Genomic DNA, 19,932 nt, shown 5'->3' on the forward strand with positions numbered 1-19,932 from the left:
CACAAGCCAAGCAATTTTAGTCTCTTGCATCCAACTATCGTGATGTACATAAATAAATCACCATATGTGAGTGTGAGGCCCAATTTGTTAGAACAAATAAACCACAATCTGTTTACTTTTTTCAATGCTACGCCTGAATCATCACCTGTCATGATTGCGATGGCTATTTTCATTGCGAAATACCTGGTTCTCATTTTCCCTCTAACATTGGCTAGTTTCTGGTTTTGGGGTTCAGAGCGCGCTCTTCCCCGTCATCGGATTATCGTCAGTAAAACCACCATATCTTCCTGTTTCGCGATGCTAGCCTCATTCTGTATCGGTTTACTCTGCCCTCACGACCGCCCTTTCGTCGAAGGTTTTGGTTACAATTTTCTTCTCCACGCGCCAACAACCTCATTCCCAAGTGATCATGGAACAATTGTCTTCACTTTCGCTTTATCTTTTCTATTTTGGTACAGAATCTTACCTGGCTTATGTCTGATGACAACTGCACTGGCTATCGCATGGGCCAGAGTCTATTTAGGCGTTCATTGGCCGATAGATATGATTGGAGCATTTTTCGTCAGCTTAATGGGATGTGCTTTTACACAAATGGTATGGACTCTGTTCGGCGAAAATTTGCAAAAAAAATTACACAACCTGTATCAGCGCTGCTGCTCTTTTCCTATCCGGAAAGGTTGGATAAAAAGCTAGCAACACACAGCCAATAATCCTGACTCACAAAAGTGCAGGTATTTATGCCAGCACCGTGTTTTCAACAGACAATATACATGCAACTTAATCATCCCAGATAAGCAAACTCGGTCTTAATCAAGATCTTTTTATTAGAAATTATTGGCTAATTTCACACTCAAAGATGAACATTAGTTAAACAACAGGATAATATCCCACATCCTAATTAACATTTATTTGCCTTTAAACTCAGCGCAACTCTTTTCATAAATCAAGAAAACCTGTACAAATCACTATGCAAATAAATATATAACGAAAGAGATTATTAAAACTTGATCAAAGAATGGCTAGTACATATTTCATGCATATTATTGATGTTATCAATCTGTAATTATGGTTTTATATATATCTTTCACAAAGATACAAGCATGACACAGGATATACATATTTTCATACCTGGTAACAAATTGATATTTATCAATTTATTAACTCTTACTTCTATTTGTTGTTTCCATTCATTAATATGTAAACAAAAGAAAAGAAATAACGAAAACATAAGAAAATAATGAGAGTTGAGTAATAGAGAAATTGAGGTTATAATTTGACCTTATTAAAATTGGTAATACTCAAGTAACAATTACACTAAATCTCGTAACATGATGACTTTTTGGGATATATTACGCATTTGGGATGATGATCACGGTACTATTCACTAAAAATCGCTATCTTGCCGCTATCAAAAGTCTGGCTTTAAAATTTCCAGACTTTCTTTCAAAAGAGAAAGTAAAGCGAAAATTTTGGCTTACTCATTTAAAGTCTGATTTTCGACCAAGGTGATAATAAAAACGTTTAAATAGAAACCAGAGATATTTAAAGAAGTTATATTTATAAAGAAAGAGTTAGGCCGCATGCATTTGCATGCATGCGGCGTTGTAATTTTGTTTTTTAATTTACCGCGTTATTCTCGGAGATACCTATGGATATGACTCAAACAGGTACAATCGCCTCCTCGGCTACCAGCCCAAGCGATTATAAAACCTGGCGTAAATCAGATACAGTATGGATGCTTGGCTTATATGGTACCGCAATTGGTGCCGGTGTGTTGTTCCTACCCATCAACGCAGGTATTGGTGGTTTGCTGCCCCTGCTGGTGATGGCACTGCTGGCTTTCCCCATGACATTCTTTGCTCACCGGGGGATGTGCCGTTTCGTTCTGTCCGGTAAGAATCCAGGTGAAGATATTACCGAGGTGGTAGAAGAACACTTTGGCAGCCTGGCAGGTAAACTGATCACTCTGCTCTACTTTTTCGCTATCTATCCGATTCTGCTGGTCTACAGTGTTGCGATTACCAACACCGTAGACAGTTTTATTGTTCATCAATTACATCTGCCCTCACCACCTCGTGCCTTGCTGGCTCTGATCTTAATTGTCGGTATAATGAGCATCGTTCGTTTCGGTGAACAAGCTATCGTTAAGGCGATGAGCGTGCTGGTATTCCCATTTGTTGCAGTTTTGATGCTATTGGCGTTTTACCTGATCCCTAACTGGAACACCGCTATCTTCGAAAACATCACTGTTTCTACCGCGGGTGCAAGCCATGGACTGCTGGTTACTCTGTGGCTAGCGATTCCAGTCATGGTGTTCTCCTTCAATCACTCACCAATCATCTCCGCGTTCGCGGTAGCAAAACGTGGAGAGTATGGCGAAAACGCTGAGAAAAAATGCTCCCGCATTCTGGCATACGCGCACATCATGATGGTTATAACCGTCATGTTCTTCGTATTCAGTTGCGTATTGAGTCTGTCTTCTGAGAACCTGGCAGAAGCCAAAGCACAAAATATTTCTATTCTGTCTTATCTGGCTAACCACTTTAATACACCAGTGATTGCCTACATTGCTCCGTTTATTGCATTCATCGCAATTACTAAGTCTTTCCTTGGTCATTATCTGGGGGCTCGTGAAGGTTTTAACGGTATGGTTGTTAAGGCACTGCGCGACCAAGGCAAAACCATTGAGCCTAAAAAGCTGAATCGTATCACGTCCATTTTCATGTTAGTGACCACATGGATAGTCGCCACCCTGAACCCAAGTATCCTAGAAATGATCGAAAGATTGGGTGGTCCGGTTATCGCAATGCTGCTGTTCATTATGCCAATGTATGCAATTCGCAAAGTACCTGCTATGCGCAAATATAGCGGCAAACTGAGTAACGTATTTATCGTTTTCCTGGGGCTGGTTGCTATCTCCGCCGTCCTTTACTCGCTATTTGCATAAGCAACACCCGGTTGCTGCCCTCTTCTGCGGGCAGCAACCGAATAACGACATCAGACTGTTGACTCCCAACATCAAAACATCTGAATCAGTAAGCGGAAAAATCTAAACTACACCTCCCACTTCACCCAATCCCCTTTTTGTTCATCGTATTGCCACAGGTCATCTTCGTCGAAATATCCGCGCTCTTCTTTTGGTACCCCTTGCTGTTCCTCCTCTTCCCATTGTTGCCGCAACTTATCTGTCAAGATATAAGGCGTCCTGGTGGCAACTTCTCCAGTAAAAGGAAATCGACTCCCGGTTTCCTTCAAACGGATAAACTTAGCACCAGTGGGAATATTCGAGATGACCACCGCCTCAGTCTCTGAAGGGAAGAAAATATAACCATTAATCAAAGGAAAATATTGCGGTAAACCAGGTTTATGCGGTGGTGGAATGATGTCAACAGCATTCCATGAAAGAAGATAATCCAACCCCTCATCTTTATTAGGCCCCATTGGATAACCTTGATAAAAATAACGATTTTGAACTGAATAACTACCCGTCAATACATATGCAATATAAAAATAGTAACTAACCAGATCTATTTCTTCTGTTCTGAACGTACCGAATATTGAATGCAAAGGAAACGTTCCCATGCCACCAAGGAGACCAAGAACCTCAAATTGTTCATCGTGACCATACTGATCAATATATTTTCCCGTATTGATTTTCGATACCTGCATATCCGTCAAAATATTGTCGTGTCCATTACTTGAATTGAATCTATATCGACCGTAAAGAAAATGCAGGCTATTCTCATAAATGTAAGTGAATTGCTCTTGGTTAAGAGTACGGAGAGGATCGGGTTTATCTGTCCATCGCTTATCAGCGCCCAAATTATTGCGATTTCCGAAACGGATAGAAAGCTCTAGCGGATCAAGATATGACATATAACCACCTTTTCATCACAGAATAGTGGGCACATACGCCCATTAAAAAAACGATAATTATTACATTAACAAAAATTTAACTATATATTGTTATTAAAATTTACAACCTCCTGATCTGTATTATTATTACCCCCAGATGTATTACTGCAAAAGTGTTAAATAAATGTATCAATTATCTCCCAAAAACAAACAACCCACTGTCCTATCCAAAAAATGATGAATTATAATTATTTCATTTTTAAGAATATTAATTATTTGATAAATATAAAAATAACCTAACATCGTTTAGCCTTAATATTGAAATAGTTAATTATATCTCTATTTTATACGCTAATAAGTTTTTTTAAGAATAGACGAACAATTCACAAAGAAAAGGATTTTTTGTAAAAAAAACATACAACATCTCATTTACATCAATATTTACATAAATTTCAAACAAATAAAGTAACTATATTTACTTACAATAATTAAAAATATAATCTGTATTTTTAATTACCAAACTAATCATTCCAAACAAATACATTATCAATAATATTTTAATTTCGTCTAATTATACACAATGTAGAAAATAACAATTATTCTATATTTTTATCATTGACAATATATTCTCTAATCTTTTAAGAAGATAACTCTGCATATCAATTAATTACATTATTTTTTGAAATTTATTTGACAACATCTAAATGGCACCTATAGTTATATGTGTTAGACAAAATGTTATATGCCAATTAAAACCATTAACTGTCCTATATTTTTAGTGCTAAAAAAATTTCTTATGTAGATTGCTTTTATAGTAGAAGTACCAACCACCTTATATTTCCCAAGAGAACATCTTCTCGTTCTTTACTTTGGGACAATATAAGTTAATTTATCAATTCATTAGATTATATTTTGGAGTTTATATTATGATTAACGACATGCATCCTTCTTTAATCAAAGATAAAGATATGGTAGACGATATGCTCTTACGCGGCTGTAAAATCATTTGCATGAGAGTTATGCCAGATAAAGCTATGCAAGTTATGGTGACAGTATTATTCCATGGTGGCGTATCTGAAGAAATGCTGTTGAAATGGAATCTTATGGACAATAGAGGCATGGCTATTTATAAGGTTCTTATGGAAGCTCTTTGCGCTAAGAAAGATGTGAAGATAGGAATTGTAGGAAAAGTCGGACCTCTCGGCTGCGATTATATTAATTGCGTAGAAATCTCCATGTAAAATGATCGTTTGTTGTTAAATGCTTGGGCTAAATAACAATTCCTAATAGAAAATCGATCTGATTGAAGCGATTTAATGAATCGCAAAATACAATACTGTTGCAATAGGATATTTAGCACAACATTTTCCAGGTAGAATAACGCCGATTTTACAAAGGCGTATTCTATCAAATTTAAGGCAGAACGTAATATTAACGTTCTGCCTGCCATTGTTATATTTAACGCTATTTAATAGAGAAGCGAAAATTTATCATTAAATTAATATTCATTCATCTGACTATATATCTTCCGAACAGAAAATTAAAAAATAATTACTCAAATTTTAATTCTTTCTAATTTCACAACAAAATAATATCCATCAAAAACCACCTGAAAAATAACACACATCATCAAGTAAAGCTTTGCAAACAACATAGTATAACATTTTCATTTTTATGCGCCGTTAATATTTCATTACGAAATATAATTATACAAACAATATTTTTATATTGTAATTATTAACAATAATATCCTACACCAATCGCATTATATTTAAAATGGATTATTAACTTTATCCTTTCAAAGAAACAGAAATAAATATCAATGTTATTTTTTGATTATCGTTATACCTTTGATTATTATAACTCTAACCCTTTAGAGGAAATATATTATTGGCGACATTTTAACTGCATCAATAATTATATAACACGGATAAACTTTTAATATAGATCACAATTACCAATTACCTTATATTTCTTCGGCGGCCAAATTATTGGTCTGCACATTTGAGTAATAAGAATTTATTTTTCAACTACATTAAACTATAGGATTAATACAATGAACTTTGCACATCCTTCTGCAACTGGTGAAGTGGTAACAGAGAATAAAACTGAGCAAGCTCCTAATTACTATTTCGCTGTTGGTACTGTAACTTCTGTCCAAGCGGCACCTGATCAAAACCAATTGCAGGTTACTGTGACTATGCAATTCCCTAACGGTAAATTTAACTACATCTTATGGTGGAATGCTCAAGACTACAGAGGCGCTGCACTGTACCATCTTCTTCTGAACGCTTGCAGCAATAACAAACGTGTAAATATAACCTCTTCGTCAGTTGTTTCTCCTGGTGGTTACAATTATATCTACAACGCAACATTACTGGCTTAATATAAAGTTATAAGCCAATAAGTAACTGTGCCAAATACCACATTGTTAAAATAATATTTGGCGCAGTATTTCTCTGGCAGAATAAGGTTTATATTTATTCAAAGCCAAAAGAAATTTGTTACCAAATACTCCTTTCTCCAGGCAGAACCGAGAGATCAAAGTTCTGCCTGTTCTGACGTTATTTCTTAAAATTCATCGCAATAAGTAATGCTTTATTTTTCAATAATGCCAATTTTAATTTCTTATTTCAGCATTTACTTAATTTAAATATTATGTAAAATAAAAAAAATAACAGATCACAAACTAATTCCAATATATTTATTCACCATATATTTAATAACGCTAACAACAGTATATTAATGTAATTTCATCAGATCTATTTTACAACTCAGATATTTTAATTTATTAATAATTAATTTCACATCTGACACTATCTATAAAAGAATAAAAAATTTAAATCTGTTTTCTTGACAAATATCAATAATACTTACTACTATTTTTAGTGCACGAGTATCTATTTTCCTTTTGTTTATTACCCTTTATAATAATAGGTGATTACATGTCAAAAGAAAATCAACGCATTAAAAAACCATCTTCAGGTTATGCAACAGATCATTTCTATGATGGAGCATGGCACAGAGCCGTCAAATTCGTTGAAGGCAGTGTTGAATTTTTTGATGTTTACGACGTCATTTTTGAAGGAATTACTCACCAATCCCCACCGATATTAGTTTCTGAAAATATTATTATTATTCCCTTAGAAAAAGATGAAGTTGCATGGAACAGTAAAATAGAAATATATGGTGCTATTGGCACCGGAGAAAGCGAGAAAATTTTTTCTGATGGTGATGCCATCCGACCTTTTGCCGGTGAACTTGATACTTCAAATCCTCATGAACCACTGGTCATTTTCGAAGGAGGCAACGTTAGCCGTTTTTCCAATTACATAGCCAGTGTCAATGGAGTTGAATATGGCGGCTTGATTATAGATCCACAGAGAAATTCAATATCACTATTGCGTGCTCTTGAGGCTGGGAAATTGCACGTATTTGGTAAAACTGAAACTGGCAAAAATGTCACAGTCTTTGAAAAAGATACTGAAGGTGAAAATAAACCGCTTAATGGATGGGTAGAGCTCCATGATGTAGCGACATGTATTCTATTCAGAAGTGGCGATTTGACTGAATTTGCTGATAGTTATGAACTCAGATATGAAGGAACATCAACCCACGATTATCGCGGTTTATCACCTACGCATATTCGATATCAGAATATTGGTCATCATGTCAAAACTGAAGTTGAATTATGGGCTTACTGGAAAGAGAAGCCTAATGGAGTTTTATTATTCAAAGGCCGATATAACGGTTCTTTTGTAAAAAGCAGCGAGCATTGCTCTCTGGAAAAAGATAAATAAATGTAAAATGTGCGCGGCAAAAATGCCGCGCCCTGAATCAGGAAGAATATACCTGCTGTATGTTGACGATCAAATTCATCTTTCCACACAAATCATATAATTAAGTGAAATCAGCCAAAAATAGCATTGAACCAACCGCTAACTTTCATGACAATCAAATCCCAAATACGACTGAAAAATCCCCCTTTCTCAACAGCGTCTTTAACAACTAAAGGTCGCTGCTCAATAACTTTATCGCCTAATTGGAAATTAATAACACCGACAACCTGGTTTTTTGTCAAAGGCGCTTCCAATGGTGTTTGATTCAACGTGTAACTGGCCTTCAAATTTTTCAACTGACCACGAGGAATCGTGATTGCTGCGTCTTTTTCCACACCAAGAGCAACATCTGAGTGATCACCATACCAAACCTTTTCTGAAACAAACGGTTCACTGGCTTTAATTGGTGTCACCGTTTCATAAAAACGGAATCCCCATAAGAGTAATTTTTCGCTTTCAGCGAAACGAACCCGATCACTTGGTGCACCCAGCACAACAGAAATAAGCCGCATTGGTCCCTCTGTCGCTGAAGCAACCAAATTATGGCCGGCACCGCTGGTATAGCCTGTTTTCACACCATCCACATTCATATTTTTATTCCACAACAATCGGTTACGATTAGGCTGTCGGATGTTATTAAAAGTGAACTCTTTCTCTTTATGAAGAGCGTACTCATCAGGAACATCACGGATCATGGCTTGACTCAACACCGCCATATCACGAGCAGTACTGAATTGACCCTCAGCATCTAATCCATGAACAGTACGAAAATGGGTATTAGTCAACCCAAGTGCTTTTGCATAATTATTCATCAGACTAACAAACGCATCCTGACTACCTGCCACATGATCAGCTAAAGCAATACTGGCATCATTACCAGACTGAATAACAACACCACGATTCAGGTCGAGCACTTTTACCCTATCACCGGGTTTAAGAAACATCAGAGAAGAACCTTTCAATATCGGATTACCCGTTGCCCAAGCATCCTTTCCCACCGTAACCAGATCTTCCGGTGTGATTTTTCCGGCTTTTATCGCCTGACCAACGACATAGCTGGTCATAATTTTTGTCAGACTGGCCGGATCAAGCCGCTCATCAGGGTTAGCAGAAGCCAGAATTTTACCACTATCATAATCCATCAACACATAAGCTTTAGCCTCCACCGGAGGAATGACAGGTTCATCCGATGCATAAGCACTGGTATTTATGGTTAATATAGCTGACAACATCACAGTCACACATTTTATCGCCATAGCCAAACTGTTCTTCATCACCCTTCTCCCTTTTTATTTACAAGAAAAATGTCAGATTTCTATTAATATAAGATGTTGTATGACAAGAAACCAATGTAATAGTGCAAAGATTGTTCTGACCATTGGTTTTAATTTAATGTCTAATCACCTGATGCAAGGAGAAACCCATGCTGACCGTTTGGGGCCGTAAAAACTCTTCCAATGTAAAAAAAGTGCTCTGGTGCCTGAAAGAGTTGAATGTACCGTACAACCAGATAGATGTTGGCGGTAAATTTAGCAAACTGGATGACCCGCACTATCTGAAAATGAACCCAAATGGACAAATTCCCTGTTTACAAGAAGGTGATTTTATCCTGTGGGAATCTAACGCAATTGTTCGTTATCTTGCAGCGAAATTTGGTGAACATGTGCTTTATCCACAAGATCTGCAAGAAAGAGCGAATGCAGATAAATGGATGGATTGGGTCGGTTCACATTTATTTCCCTGTATCAGACAGCTAGTGTTAGGTTTTATTCGCACACCTGCAGCAGAACGGGATCACAAACAGATAGAACAAACACTGACTGAAATCGCAAAATTGATGAAAGTGGTAGATGACACCTTGGTAGAACAGGAATTTCTTTCCGGAGACAAATTTGGCATAGCTGATATTGCATTCGGACCCATGATTTATCCTTGGCTGAACATTCCCATCCAACGTCCATCTCTGCCAAATATTGAACGCTGGTACCAGCTGATGGTAGCAAGACCCGCGTTCAAAGAAATCGTCATGATTGAATTAAGTTGAGAAAAATCAGCTCATTGGCATCCATCTGGGATCTGGATATTGATACTCAAATCCTAACTGCTTACAAATACGACTGCCATCAACAATCCTACTCTCCACCTGAGTTCCTTCTCTGGCAAACTCAGGTGGAATTAAATCAAGCTGATTGCTGGCTTTAGGATAAAACTCAGCTTTGGTCGGATGAACAGGTGCACATAAATTATAAATATGCCCACCTTCAGTCCGTTGAATTAACAGATTAATGGCTGAAATAACATCATCCTGATGAACCAGATTTACCGGCTGATCTCCTCCTTTTATTTCCTTTTTCCCTGCCAGAAAACGCCCGGCATGACGACCACTCCCTACCAACCCAGCCAAACGTAAAATATCAACGGAAATATTTGGCAGCTTGTGCAACCAATTCTCTAATTCAACCAATGCCTGAGCTGAAGGTGTTTCAGGGCAAAAAGGAGCATCTTCATTCAGGTTACCGGCAACAAAACCATAAACAGAAGTAGAACTGGTGAAAATAATCCTTGGTACAGAATATGATAGGGCAGTATCGACAATTAACTGAACTGCCCTAACATAGTTATAACTGCCCCCCGCAGTGTGGCTTGCCGGTAACGTAATAATCAGCACATCGGCGACCATCAGCTGTTCCAAATCATCAAGCGCACAATTAATCTGGGGTTCCAATTGTAACAAATAGCATTCGATGCCAGACATACGCGCAGCCTCTACACCATCTGACGTCGTTTTACTGCCAACAACCTGCATACCGCTACGGCTCAATGCCTTGGCTAATGGCATCCCCAACCAACCCAGACCGATAATGGAAACTTTTTTCATCATCACCCCTTCTTCTGCTTGATATTATCTTGATTATGCTGACAATCTGAACATTAAGCCACTGTTATTATTAATACTGTATTTTTCTTATGGAAAACAATATCTCAAGTAAAAACAAGATATTATTGCAATATAAATTTATCGCTCAAAAAATAGATTGCTTTTAGCCTGCTAAATCGTATAGGTTGAATAGCAATCAGAAAATTTAATCACTGCGGGTTTGCCAATTAAAGCAACCAACAGCAAATGGTCAATACTAGAAATAGTCAATGTAAAAAAGAGAAACCCATTATGATCCGCATTCAATTCAGCCATCATCACCACCATCATCCTGATTAGTCTTTCAGGCTGTTGTGTGCTGGAAGACGTTTAACGGGCCTTCCGGTGGCATGAATGCAATACAAAACCCTCGGAAGAATCCTTCCGGGGGTTTTTTTATGTTTCCAATTTTAAATAAGGATAAAAATGTTAGATAAATCACGTTTACGTATAGCGATGCAAAAATCAGGCCGATTAAGCGAAGATTCACGAGAGTTACTGGCTCGCTGCGGGATTAAAATCAATCTGCAACAACAACGCCTAATTGCATTCGCGGAGAATATGCCAATTGATATCCTGCGGGTACGTGATGACGATATCCCAGGGCTGGTTATGGATGGCATCGTTGATCTGGGCATTATTGGTGAAAATGTGCTGGAAGAAGAATTGCTAAACCGTCGTGCTCAGGGAGAAGATCCACGTTATTTCACTTTACGCCGTCTTGATTTTGGCACTTGTCGTCTTTCACTGGCCGCACCTCTGGATTACAACTATACCGGCGTTAAATGTCTGCAAGATGCCCGTATCGCTACCTCCTACCCTCACCTGTTAAAACGTTATCTTGATCAGAAAAAAATCCACTTTAAATCCTGTCTGTTAAATGGCTCAGTAGAAGTTGCGCCCCGGGCCGGTTTAGCAGATGCCATCTGTGATCTGGTTTCAACCGGTGCAACCCTGGAAGCAAATGGCCTGCGGGAAGTGGAAGTTATCTACCGTTCAAAAGCCTGTCTTATCCAACGTGATGGCGAAATGCCCGCCGAAAAACAGCAATTGATTGATAAGTTAATGACCCGCATTCAGGGGGTGATTCAGGCCCGTGAATCCAAATACATCATGTTGCACGCACCAAGTGAAAGGCTCGAAGAAGTGATTTCTCTGTTACCGGGAGCAGAACGTCCGACTATCTTACCGCTAGCGGGTGATCAGAACCGCGTTGCCATGCACATGGTGAGCAGTGAAACCCTGTTTTGGGAAACGATGGAGAAACTTAAATCCCTTGGCGCCAGTTCTATTTTAGTTTTGCCGATTGAAAAAATGATGGAGTAAACGACAATGACAACCCGTTTCGGAACCCTGATTCGTTGGCAAGAGTGTAATGCTGAACAGCAAAGCAATTTGCTAACACGCCCTGCTGTTGCAGCTTCAGAAGAAATTTCCCGCATAGTGGAACAAATTCTGATTGCAGTCAAAATGGATGGCGATAACACTCTACGAGAGCTCAGCCAACGTTTCGACAAAACCATTATTAAAAATATCCGTATCTCGTCGGAAGAGATAGAAGCCGCAGAGAGCCGCCTGAATAATGAAATTAAACAGGCGATGCAGCAAGCAATGAATAATATCCGCGTTTTTCACGAAGCTCAGAAACCTGTGGAGATTAAAGTGGAAACTCAGCCTGGAGTCCATTGCCGACAAATAACACGACCCATTGATTCTGTCGGGTTGTATATCCCCGGTGGTTCCGCGCCATTACCTTCTACCGTTTTGATGCTCGGAACACCTGCCAAAATAGCGGGTTGCCGTAAAGTGGTACTCTGTTCTCCACCCCCTATTGCCGATGAAATTCTCTATGCAGCCAAACTGTGCGGAATTACGGAAATATTCCAGATTGGCGGAGCGCAGGCCATTGCCGCTATGGCATTCGGAACAGAATCCGTACCTAAAACAGATAAAGTTTTTGGTCCAGGTAATGCTTATGTCACTGAGGCCAAAAGACAAGTTAGTCAGCGAATGGATGGTGCTGCTATTGATATGCCTGCCGGCCCATCGGAAGTGCTTATTATTGCTGATGAGGGTGCAAATCCTGTATTTGCCGCCGCCGATTTACTCTCACAAGCAGAACATGGCCCAGATTCACAAGTCATATTGGTCACACCTAATGAGAATCTAGCTAAAAAAGTTATAGCGGAAATCGAAAAACAGCTTACCCTGCTCTCCCGCAAACAGATTGCCGCCAAGGCATTGGAACACAGCCGCATTATTGTGACAAAAAACCTGCAACAATGTATGGAAATCAGTAACCGCTATGGCCCTGAACACCTGATTATTCAAACTTGTCAACCAGAACAGCTGGTTGACAAAATCACCAGTGCCGGTTCAGTTTTCCTTGGTGACTGGTCGCCAGAATCTGCGGGAGATTACGCCTCAGGAACCAATCACGTCTTACCAACCTATGGCTACACCTCAACTTATTCCAGCCTTGGTCTGGCTGATTTCCTGAAACGTATGACGATTCAGCAATTAACTCCGCAAGGGCTGCTGGACTTATCTCAGACCATTGAAATACTGGCGCAGGCAGAACAACTGACTGCTCACAAAAACGCTGTCACTTTACGCGTGGCTGCACTGAATATTGCAGATAAGGAGTAAACATGAATAACGTTTTTGATGCCAATCTGTTGGCACGCGAAAATGTCCGCAAATTAACACCTTATATGTCCGCCCGTCGCCTCGGTGGCAATGGCGATGTTTGGTTGAATGCCAATGAATACCCACTGGCACCTGATTTCCAATTCACCGGGCAAACACTGAACCGTTATCCTGACTGCCAGCCTGCATCAGTTATCCGCCGTTATGCTGCCTATGCCGGTTTGCAACCTGAGCAGGTGCTGGCCTGCCGTGGTGCAGATGAATCCATTGAGCTGCTGATCCGCGTGTTTTGTGAACCTGGACAAGATGCTGTGCTGTTCTGCCCTCCGACTTATGGTATGTACAGTGTCAGCGCGGAAGCTTTCGGTGTCGAACAAAAGAAAATTGCCGCGCTGGAAAATTGGCAACTGGATATCAAAGCGATCGAAAATAACCTCGATCGGGTAAAGCTGATCTACATCTGTAGCCCTAATAATCCAACAGGGAACTCGATTAACCCTAATTCACTGCGTAAAGTTTTGGAACTGGCAGCCAATCGCGCAATTGTCACTATTGATGAAGCCTATATTGAGTTCTGTTCGGAAAATAGTATCGCAAGCTGGCTAAAAAACTATCCGAATTTAGTCATTTTGCGAACCCTCTCGAAAGCTTTTGCTTTAGCCGGTTTGCGCTGTGGATTTACTCTCTCCTCTGTGGATATCATCACTTTGTTGTTAAAAGTCATTGCGCCTTACCCGCTTTCCACTCCTGTTGCGAATATTGCAGCACAGGCACTGACAGCAGAAGGTATCGCCGTTATGCAAAAACGGGTCGTAGAAATCAGGGAGAACCGCGACTATTTGCAGCAAGCTCTGAATAAATTGGCCATCGTTGAAAAAGTATTCCCCAGTGAAACCAACTATATACTGGTAAAATTCTATGATGCCGAAACCGTTTTCAGAACACTATGGCATCAGGGCATTATCCTGCGTGACCAGCGCAAACAGCCTGGATTGGATGGTTGCCTGCGGATCACCATAGGCACCCGTAAAGAGTGTGAGCAGGTGGTTACAGCCATCAGCACCCTTTCCACTAAAAATGAACAACAAAAGGAAACAGCACGCTGATGAACCAGAAACTCCTTTTTATTGACCGGGATGGCACGCTGATCACTGAACCATCAACAGATTTTCAGGTTGACCGCCTGGACAAACTGGCACTGGAAACAGATGTTATTCCTGCTCTGCTTGCCCTGCAAAAATCAGGTTTCAGGCTGATTATGATCACTAATCAGGATGGCCTTGGTACCAATAGCTTTCCATTGGAACAGTTCGAACCACCACACAACCTGATGATGCAGATTTTGAGTTCTCAAGGGATCAGATTTGATGAAGTTTTAATTTGCCCACACAAGCCAGAAGATAACTGCAATTGCCGTAAGCCAAAAATAAAATTGGTGGAAAAATATCTGGTGGAAGGCTTAATGGATACGACTAACAGCTATGTTATTGGTGACCGGGAAACAGATCTGCAATTGGCCGAAAATATGGGGATTCAGGGGTTACGTTACCATCCGGAAAACTTTGGCTGGCAAACCATAAGTGAACAACTCACCCGTAAAGATCGCCATACTCACGTTCAGCGAGTGACGAAAGAGACCTCCATCGATATTGACGTTTGGCTCGATCATGAAGGTGGCAGCAAAATCAATACCGGTGTCGGATTCTTCGACCATATGCTGGATCAGATTGCTACCCACGGTGGTTTCCGGATGCATGTCCAGGTTAAAGGCGACCTCTGTATTGATGATCACCACACTGTTGAAGATACCGGTCTGGCTCTCGGCGAAGCGTTAAAGCTGGCTCTGGGAGATAAACGGGGCATTTGCCGCTTCGGTTTTGTGTTGCCAATGGATGAATGCCTTGCCCGCTGTGCTTTGGATATCTCCGGTCGCCCTCATCTTGAATATAAAGCTGAATTCAAATACCAGCGAGTGGGTGATCTGAGTACCGAAATGATTGAGCATTTTTTCCGCTCACTCTCTTATGCAATGGCCTGCACACTGCACCTGGAAACGAAAGGCAGCAACGATCACCACAGAGCGGAAAGCCTGTTCAAAGTCTTTGGCCGGACACTGCGTCAGGCGATTCGGATAGAAGGCGATACACTGCCAAGTTCCAAAGGGGTCCTATGATGAAAGTCGTCATTCTTGATACTGGCTGCGCTAACCTGTCATCAGTCGCTTATGCCATCCGAAAATTAGGTTATGAGCCTGAAATCAGTTTGGACGCAGCAACGATCCTGGCCGCAGATAAATTACTTCTGCCCGGCGTCGGCACGGCCGGTGCAGCAATGGATCAACTGAAACAACGGGAAATTATACCGCTAATTAAAGTACTGAGCCAACCAGTGTTAGGTATTTGCCTTGGTATGCAGTTATTCGCTGCCACCAGCGAAGAAGGCGATCATGTCACAGGTAATAATGTCACCCTGCTTGAGCTTATTGACTCACCGGTCAAAAAAATGGCTACCAATGGGCTTCCATTGCCTCATATGGGCTGGAATCAGGTTCTGCCAAAAGCCGGGCATCCTCTGTTCCGCGGCATTAAAGACAATAGCTATTTTTATTTCGTCCATAGTTACGCGATCCCGGTGGATACATACACAATCGCTCAAACTGAATATGGCAATACTTTCAGCAGTGCAATTGCCAAAGATAACTTCTTTGGTGTGCAGTTTCACCCTGAACGTTCCGGTGCCACCGGAGTCAGGTTATTAAAGAATTTTCTGGAGATGTAAACGCAATGATTATACCGGCATTAGATTTGATTGATGGTCAGGTCGTAAGGTTACATCAGGGAAATTATGATCAACAACGGGGTTATAAACATGATCCTCTGTCCCATTTTCAGCAATATGCTCAACAAGGCGCAAAACTGCTCCATCTGGTCGATCTGACTGGTGCTAAAGATCCATCAGTCCGCCAGACTCCTTTACTGCGCAAGTTACTTTCAGCTGTTTCCGTGCCTGTTCAGGTCGGTGGCGGCATCCGTACAGAAGAAGATGTAAAAACATTGCTTGATGCCGGTGCCAACCGGGTTGTCATTGGCTCCACCGCCATAAAACAACCGGCATTAGTTATGCAATGGTTTGAACATTATGGTGCAGAAGCCATTGTGCTGGCACTGGATATACGCATCAATGACGCAGGTATGAAACAGGTTGCTATCAATGGCTGGCAGGAGAATTCAGCTGTCACTCTGGAACAGGTTGTTGAACAATATCTGCCTTTGGGACTGAAATATGTACTGTGCACCGATATCTCCCGCGATGGCACGTTGAATGGCTCGAACATCGAACTATATCGGGAAATTTGCCAACGCTATCCGCAAATTGCATTTCAGGCTTCTGGCGGTATTGGCACGTTAAATGATATCACCTCTCTGCCTGCCAGCGGTGTAGCCGGAGTTATTATTGGTCGTGCATTACTCGACGGGAAATTTACACTAACGGAGGCAATTCAATGCTGGCAAAACGCATAATTCCTTGTCTTGATGTTCGTGATGGGCAAGTGGTTAAAGGTGTTCAGTTTCGTCACCACGAAATCATCGGCGATATTGTTCCACTGGCTCAACGCTATGCAAAAGAAGGCGCCGACGAACTGGTTTTCTACGATATTACCGCCTCATCTGATGGGCGGGTGGTAGATAAAAGTTGGGTAGCCAGAGTCGCAGAAGTGATTAATATCCCTTTCTGCGTCGCCGGTGGCATTAAAACCGTCGAAGATGCAGGGAAAATCCTCTCATTTGGGGCAGATAAAATCTCCATCAACTCCCCTGCACTTGCTGATCCAACTTTAATTACACGTTTGGCAGATCGTTATGGCGTTCAATGCATCGTCGTAGGGATTGATAGCTGGTTTGATGAAAGCACCGGCTGCTATCAGGTTTATCAGTTTACCGGGGATGAAAAACGAACAACCGTTACTCAATGGCAGACCCTGGATTGGGTAAAAGAAGTACAACACCGTGGCGCAGGCGAAATCGTACTGAATATGATGAACCAGGATGGTGTCCGCAATGGCTACGATCTGACACAACTAAAACAGGTACGCAACGTCTGTCATGTCCCTCTCATCGCCTCCGGTGGTGCCGGGGCACCAGAACATTTCCTTGACGCCTTTAAACAGGCAAACGTCGATGGCACACTAGCCGCCTCAGTATTCCATAAACATATTATTAATATTGGTGAATTGAAACAGTACCTTGCACAACAAAACGTGGAGATAAGAACTTGCTGACCGAACAACAAATCGAAAAACTGGATTGGGAAAAAGTCGCTTATATGATGCCGGTTATCGTGCAACATGCAGTATCCGGTGATGTCCTCATGATGGGCTATATGAACAAAGATGCACTTAATACCACGATCAATTCGGGTAAAATTACTTTCTTTTCCCGTAGCAAACAACGTCTGTGGACCAAAGGTGAAAACTCCGGCCATTTTCTTAATTTAGTCAATATCTATCCTGATTGTGACAATGATGCCCTGTTAGCACTCGCGGATCCGATCGGCCCAACCTGCCATTTTGGTACAAACAGCTGCTTTGCTCCGGCACAAACTGAATGGGGATTTCTCTATCAGCTTGAAAAATTGCTAGCTGGCCGTAAAACAGCAGACCCTGACCACTCATACACCGCAAAATTATATGCCAGCGGTACCAAACGAATCGCTCAGAAAGTTGGTGAAGAAGGTGTAGAAACCGCTTTGGCAGCTACGGTTAATAACAAAGAAGAGCTAACGAATGAAGCGGCGGACCTGATATATCATCTGATGGTTCTTCTCCAAGACCAAAATCTGGATCTCAGTTGTGTTATTCGCCAACTACGGGAAAGATGAGGCAATTGACATGGCGGTTGGTATGTAAAACGGATGCCGCCATTCACTTTAAATGTATTCGTATGCTTACCTTTGTTTAAAAATTGCATCTAAATTGTTACAAAAAATAAGGTATTACCAGCATGGAGGAGCCAGAAGCCGATCCTCCCTCAGATGCAATATAAATAAGATTCCAAAATAGTGCTACATCTTATACCACTCATAATTCTATTTATAACAATGGGTTGAAGAGGGATGTGTAGAGAATAATATTGTAACTGGCATTACCCTGGCCGTACTGACCGAGTGAGTAAAAGTGGCATCATAGCCGGTCAATATGATAATTTTTTCACCACACTGTTTCATGCTTCCCAATTGCGTGAGTGTTATATCTGACATTTTGTTATTTCTCAGATGAACTGCTCTGTTAACAAGAGCGCCGCGATGATAATCATCACGGCACCGGAAACCCGGCTGACGATTTGCGCAGCTCGGGGACGAGTCTGCAAGACTGCCTGGGAACCGAATCCAACCATAAGATAAACCACACCACAGCTCGTGATGTGCAGAAGTCCCAGTACGACAATCTGTAACGGAATTGACCAAGAAGCGGATGGATCGGTAAACTGGGGCAGCAGAGCCAGAAATAGTAGAAAAACTTTAGGATTCAAGCCACTTACGCAGATACCTTTCACTGCCCATTGTACCCATGAGCCAACATCATTGGTATTCCCTGCTTCTAGCGTAGAAGGGTGGGCAATCATATTGATACCGAGCCACAACAGATAGACAGCCCCGGCAACAGTTAAGATTGTGAGGACGGCAGGTGTACCGGCAACCAGTGCACCGACGCCAGTTGCTACAACGATTGTAGCAATGAAGTGACCGCACAATAATCCTGCCACTGCCGGAATAACAGCCCTTCCGCGCATACCTGCAGAAATTGCGTAAGCCCAGTCTGCTCCCGGTGTGATAATAAACAGAACGGATACTGCCCAGAATGCAGCAAATAAACTTAACACCATAATAATTTCACCAAATTATTCTGTGAGGTTCCGGTATTTCCGTTCTCTGACTGTGGATTCATTCGGTATGAATGAATTTTCTCATATGAGAGAACACCCAACATTACTCCAACTGGTTCTTTGCTTTAGCCCGTATCTGTGGCTTATGCATCCTACTTGTAGAGTCGGTGGAAAGAATATCCTTAAAACATTAAAATGTGCTTTCTACTTTTACTGCTATAAACTGCATATAAGAGAGATTTTTCCAAATGGACAATATTAATCGAAAGATTCTTGCTGAACTACAGTTGGATGGTCGCCTTTCTGTCACCGATCTGGCCGACCGAGTCGGCCTCAGCCTTTCACCCTGCCACCGACGAGTTCGGACTCTGGAACAGTCCGGGATTATCCAAGGATATCGTGCTCATCTTGATCCATGCAGTCTGGGGTTTAATTTTTCCGCAATAGTGTTTGTGACTCTTCGTGAAGGGGACAGAAAAGCTATTGAGTCGTTTGAGACAGCCCTCACAGACATCCCACAAATTATCCAAGCTCAGAGACTGTTCGGCGATCCTGACTATATTCTTCATGTCATTACGCGTGACCTGATAGCTTTTCAGAAGCTCTATGACGAACAGTTATCTGGTATGCCAGGCGTTCAGCGCCTGACGTCAACGCTGGTTATGAAAACGGTTATTCAGGATCGTCCACTTCCACTCGCAACTGCCATGCAAGGGCGATGAACATTAAGTGAGCGGTATTAACGATTAATGAGTAAGGCACTTGGGTATACTATACAGACCTGCGCTTA

General features: G+C 41.3%; 20 protein-coding genes and 1 other annotated feature. Of the genes, 16 read left to right on the plus strand and 4 right to left on the minus strand.

All coding sequences use genetic code 11. The features are described from left to right. The first annotated feature begins 42 nt into the window (after positions 1-42). Together ybjG and C5470_RS02065 are read left to right on the plus strand one after the other, a co-directional pair. On the plus strand, positions 43-693 hold the full coding sequence (gene ybjG / locus C5470_RS02060) for an undecaprenyl-diphosphate phosphatase (protein WP_166285834.1): 651 nt from the start codon (positions 43-45) through the stop codon (positions 691-693). Positions 694-1,648: 955 nt separating this feature from the next. After that, positions 1,649-2,947 (plus strand): HAAAP family serine/threonine permease, encoded by a 1,299-nt coding sequence (locus C5470_RS02065; RefSeq protein WP_166285538.1) that lies wholly within the window; start codon positions 1,649-1,651, stop codon positions 2,945-2,947. Between the two features lie 107 nt (positions 2,948-3,054). Here the strand turns inward: C5470_RS02065 and C5470_RS02070 are convergent, their stop codons facing one another. Beyond that, complete coding sequence (locus tag C5470_RS02070) at positions 3,055-3,876, minus strand: hypothetical protein (protein ID WP_166285540.1); 822 nt, start codon at positions 3,874-3,876, stop codon at positions 3,055-3,057. A 905-nt stretch (positions 3,877-4,781) separates the two neighbouring features. Between C5470_RS02070 and C5470_RS02075 the strand changes: the two genes are divergently transcribed. From C5470_RS02075 to C5470_RS02085, 3 genes are all read left to right on the plus strand, one after another. After that, positions 4,782-5,096, plus strand: a complete 315-nt coding sequence (locus C5470_RS02075; RefSeq protein ID WP_036850908.1) for a hypothetical protein — start codon at positions 4,782-4,784, stop codon at positions 5,094-5,096. Positions 5,097-5,911: 815 nt separating this feature from the next. Continuing rightward, complete coding sequence (locus C5470_RS02080) at positions 5,912-6,241, plus strand: hypothetical protein (protein WP_166285542.1); 330 nt, start codon at positions 5,912-5,914, stop codon at positions 6,239-6,241. A gap of 559 nt (positions 6,242-6,800) precedes the next feature. Further along, a complete protein-coding gene (locus C5470_RS02085; protein WP_166285544.1) occupies positions 6,801-7,655 on the plus strand; it encodes a hypothetical protein in 855 nt (284 codons plus the stop codon). A gap of 110 nt (positions 7,656-7,765) precedes the next feature. Here C5470_RS02085 and C5470_RS02090 read toward each other — a convergent pair whose 3' ends face one another. Then, a complete protein-coding gene (locus C5470_RS02090) occupies positions 7,766-8,968 on the minus strand; it encodes a serine hydrolase (protein WP_166285546.1) in 1,203 nt (400 codons plus the stop codon). A 149-nt stretch (positions 8,969-9,117) separates the two neighbouring features. Between C5470_RS02090 and C5470_RS02095 the strand changes: the two genes are divergently transcribed. Further along, a complete protein-coding gene (locus tag C5470_RS02095; protein WP_166285548.1) occupies positions 9,118-9,738 on the plus strand; it encodes a glutathione S-transferase family protein in 621 nt (206 codons plus the stop codon). A gap of 6 nt (positions 9,739-9,744) precedes the next feature. Here C5470_RS02095 and C5470_RS02100 read toward each other — a convergent pair whose 3' ends face one another. Beyond that, positions 9,745-10,572: an SDR family oxidoreductase gene (locus tag C5470_RS02100; protein WP_166285836.1), complete on the minus strand. Its 828-nt coding sequence runs from the start codon at positions 10,570-10,572 to the stop codon at positions 9,745-9,747. A gap of 291 nt (positions 10,573-10,863) precedes the next feature. Here C5470_RS02100 and hisL point away from each other — a divergent pair, with 291 nt between their 5' ends. From hisL to hisIE, 9 genes are all read left to right on the plus strand, one after another. Further along, on the plus strand, positions 10,864-10,911 hold the full coding sequence (gene hisL, locus C5470_RS02105) for a his operon leader peptide (protein WP_166285838.1): 48 nt from the start codon (positions 10,864-10,866) through the stop codon (positions 10,909-10,911). Beyond that, positions 10,887-11,011: a sequence feature (His leader region), on the plus strand. It overlaps the preceding gene by 25 nt. Before the next feature lie 26 nt (positions 11,012-11,037). Then, entirely contained in the window at positions 11,038-11,937 is a 900-nt protein-coding gene (gene hisG / locus C5470_RS02110) for an ATP phosphoribosyltransferase (RefSeq protein WP_166285550.1), read from the plus strand. Between the two features lie 6 nt (positions 11,938-11,943). Next, positions 11,944-13,260, plus strand: a complete 1,317-nt coding sequence (gene hisD / locus C5470_RS02115) for a histidinol dehydrogenase (protein ID WP_166285552.1) — start codon at positions 11,944-11,946, stop codon at positions 13,258-13,260. Positions 13,261-13,262: 2 nt separating this feature from the next. Then, positions 13,263-14,366 carry a histidinol-phosphate transaminase gene (gene hisC, locus C5470_RS02120; protein WP_166285554.1) on the plus strand — a complete coding sequence of 368 codons (1,104 nt, stop codon included), beginning with the start codon at positions 13,263-13,265 and terminating at the stop codon, positions 14,364-14,366. After that, positions 14,366-15,433 carry a bifunctional histidinol-phosphatase/imidazoleglycerol-phosphate dehydratase HisB gene (gene hisB / locus C5470_RS02125; protein ID WP_166285556.1) on the plus strand — a complete coding sequence of 356 codons (1,068 nt, stop codon included), beginning with the start codon at positions 14,366-14,368 and terminating at the stop codon, positions 15,431-15,433. Before hisC ends, hisB begins: the two co-directional genes overlap by 1 nt. Beyond that, positions 15,433-16,038, plus strand: a complete 606-nt coding sequence (gene hisH, locus C5470_RS02130; RefSeq protein ID WP_166285840.1) for an imidazole glycerol phosphate synthase subunit HisH — start codon at positions 15,433-15,435, stop codon at positions 16,036-16,038. Before hisB ends, hisH begins: the two co-directional genes overlap by 1 nt. Before the next feature lie 5 nt (positions 16,039-16,043). Next, complete coding sequence (gene hisA / locus C5470_RS02135) at positions 16,044-16,781, plus strand: 1-(5-phosphoribosyl)-5-[(5-phosphoribosylamino)methylideneamino]imidazole-4-carboxamide isomerase (RefSeq protein WP_166285558.1); 738 nt, start codon at positions 16,044-16,046, stop codon at positions 16,779-16,781. Next, positions 16,763-17,539, plus strand: a complete 777-nt coding sequence (hisF, locus tag C5470_RS02140) for an imidazole glycerol phosphate synthase subunit HisF (protein ID WP_166285560.1) — start codon at positions 16,763-16,765, stop codon at positions 17,537-17,539. Before hisA ends, hisF begins: the two co-directional genes overlap by 19 nt. Beyond that, positions 17,533-18,138, plus strand: a complete 606-nt coding sequence (hisIE, locus tag C5470_RS02145; protein ID WP_166285562.1) for a bifunctional phosphoribosyl-AMP cyclohydrolase/phosphoribosyl-ATP diphosphatase HisIE — start codon at positions 17,533-17,535, stop codon at positions 18,136-18,138. Before hisF ends, hisIE begins: the two co-directional genes overlap by 7 nt. Before the next feature lie 389 nt (positions 18,139-18,527). Here the strand turns inward: hisIE and C5470_RS02150 are convergent, their stop codons facing one another. Beyond that, positions 18,528-19,142: a LysE family translocator gene (locus C5470_RS02150; RefSeq protein ID WP_166285564.1), complete on the minus strand. Its 615-nt coding sequence runs from the start codon at positions 19,140-19,142 to the stop codon at positions 18,528-18,530. A 248-nt stretch (positions 19,143-19,390) separates the two neighbouring features. On the opposite strand from C5470_RS02150, the gene C5470_RS02155 reads away from it, so the two are divergent. Next, complete coding sequence (locus C5470_RS02155) at positions 19,391-19,864, plus strand: Lrp/AsnC family transcriptional regulator (protein ID WP_166285566.1); 474 nt, start codon at positions 19,391-19,393, stop codon at positions 19,862-19,864. Positions 19,865-19,932 lie beyond the last annotated feature (68 nt).

The sequence above is a fragment of the Photorhabdus stackebrandtii genome, assembly GCF_011189495.1.
In the GTDB taxonomy this organism is placed as follows: Bacteria; Pseudomonadota; Gammaproteobacteria; order Enterobacterales; family Enterobacteriaceae; genus Photorhabdus; species Photorhabdus khanii.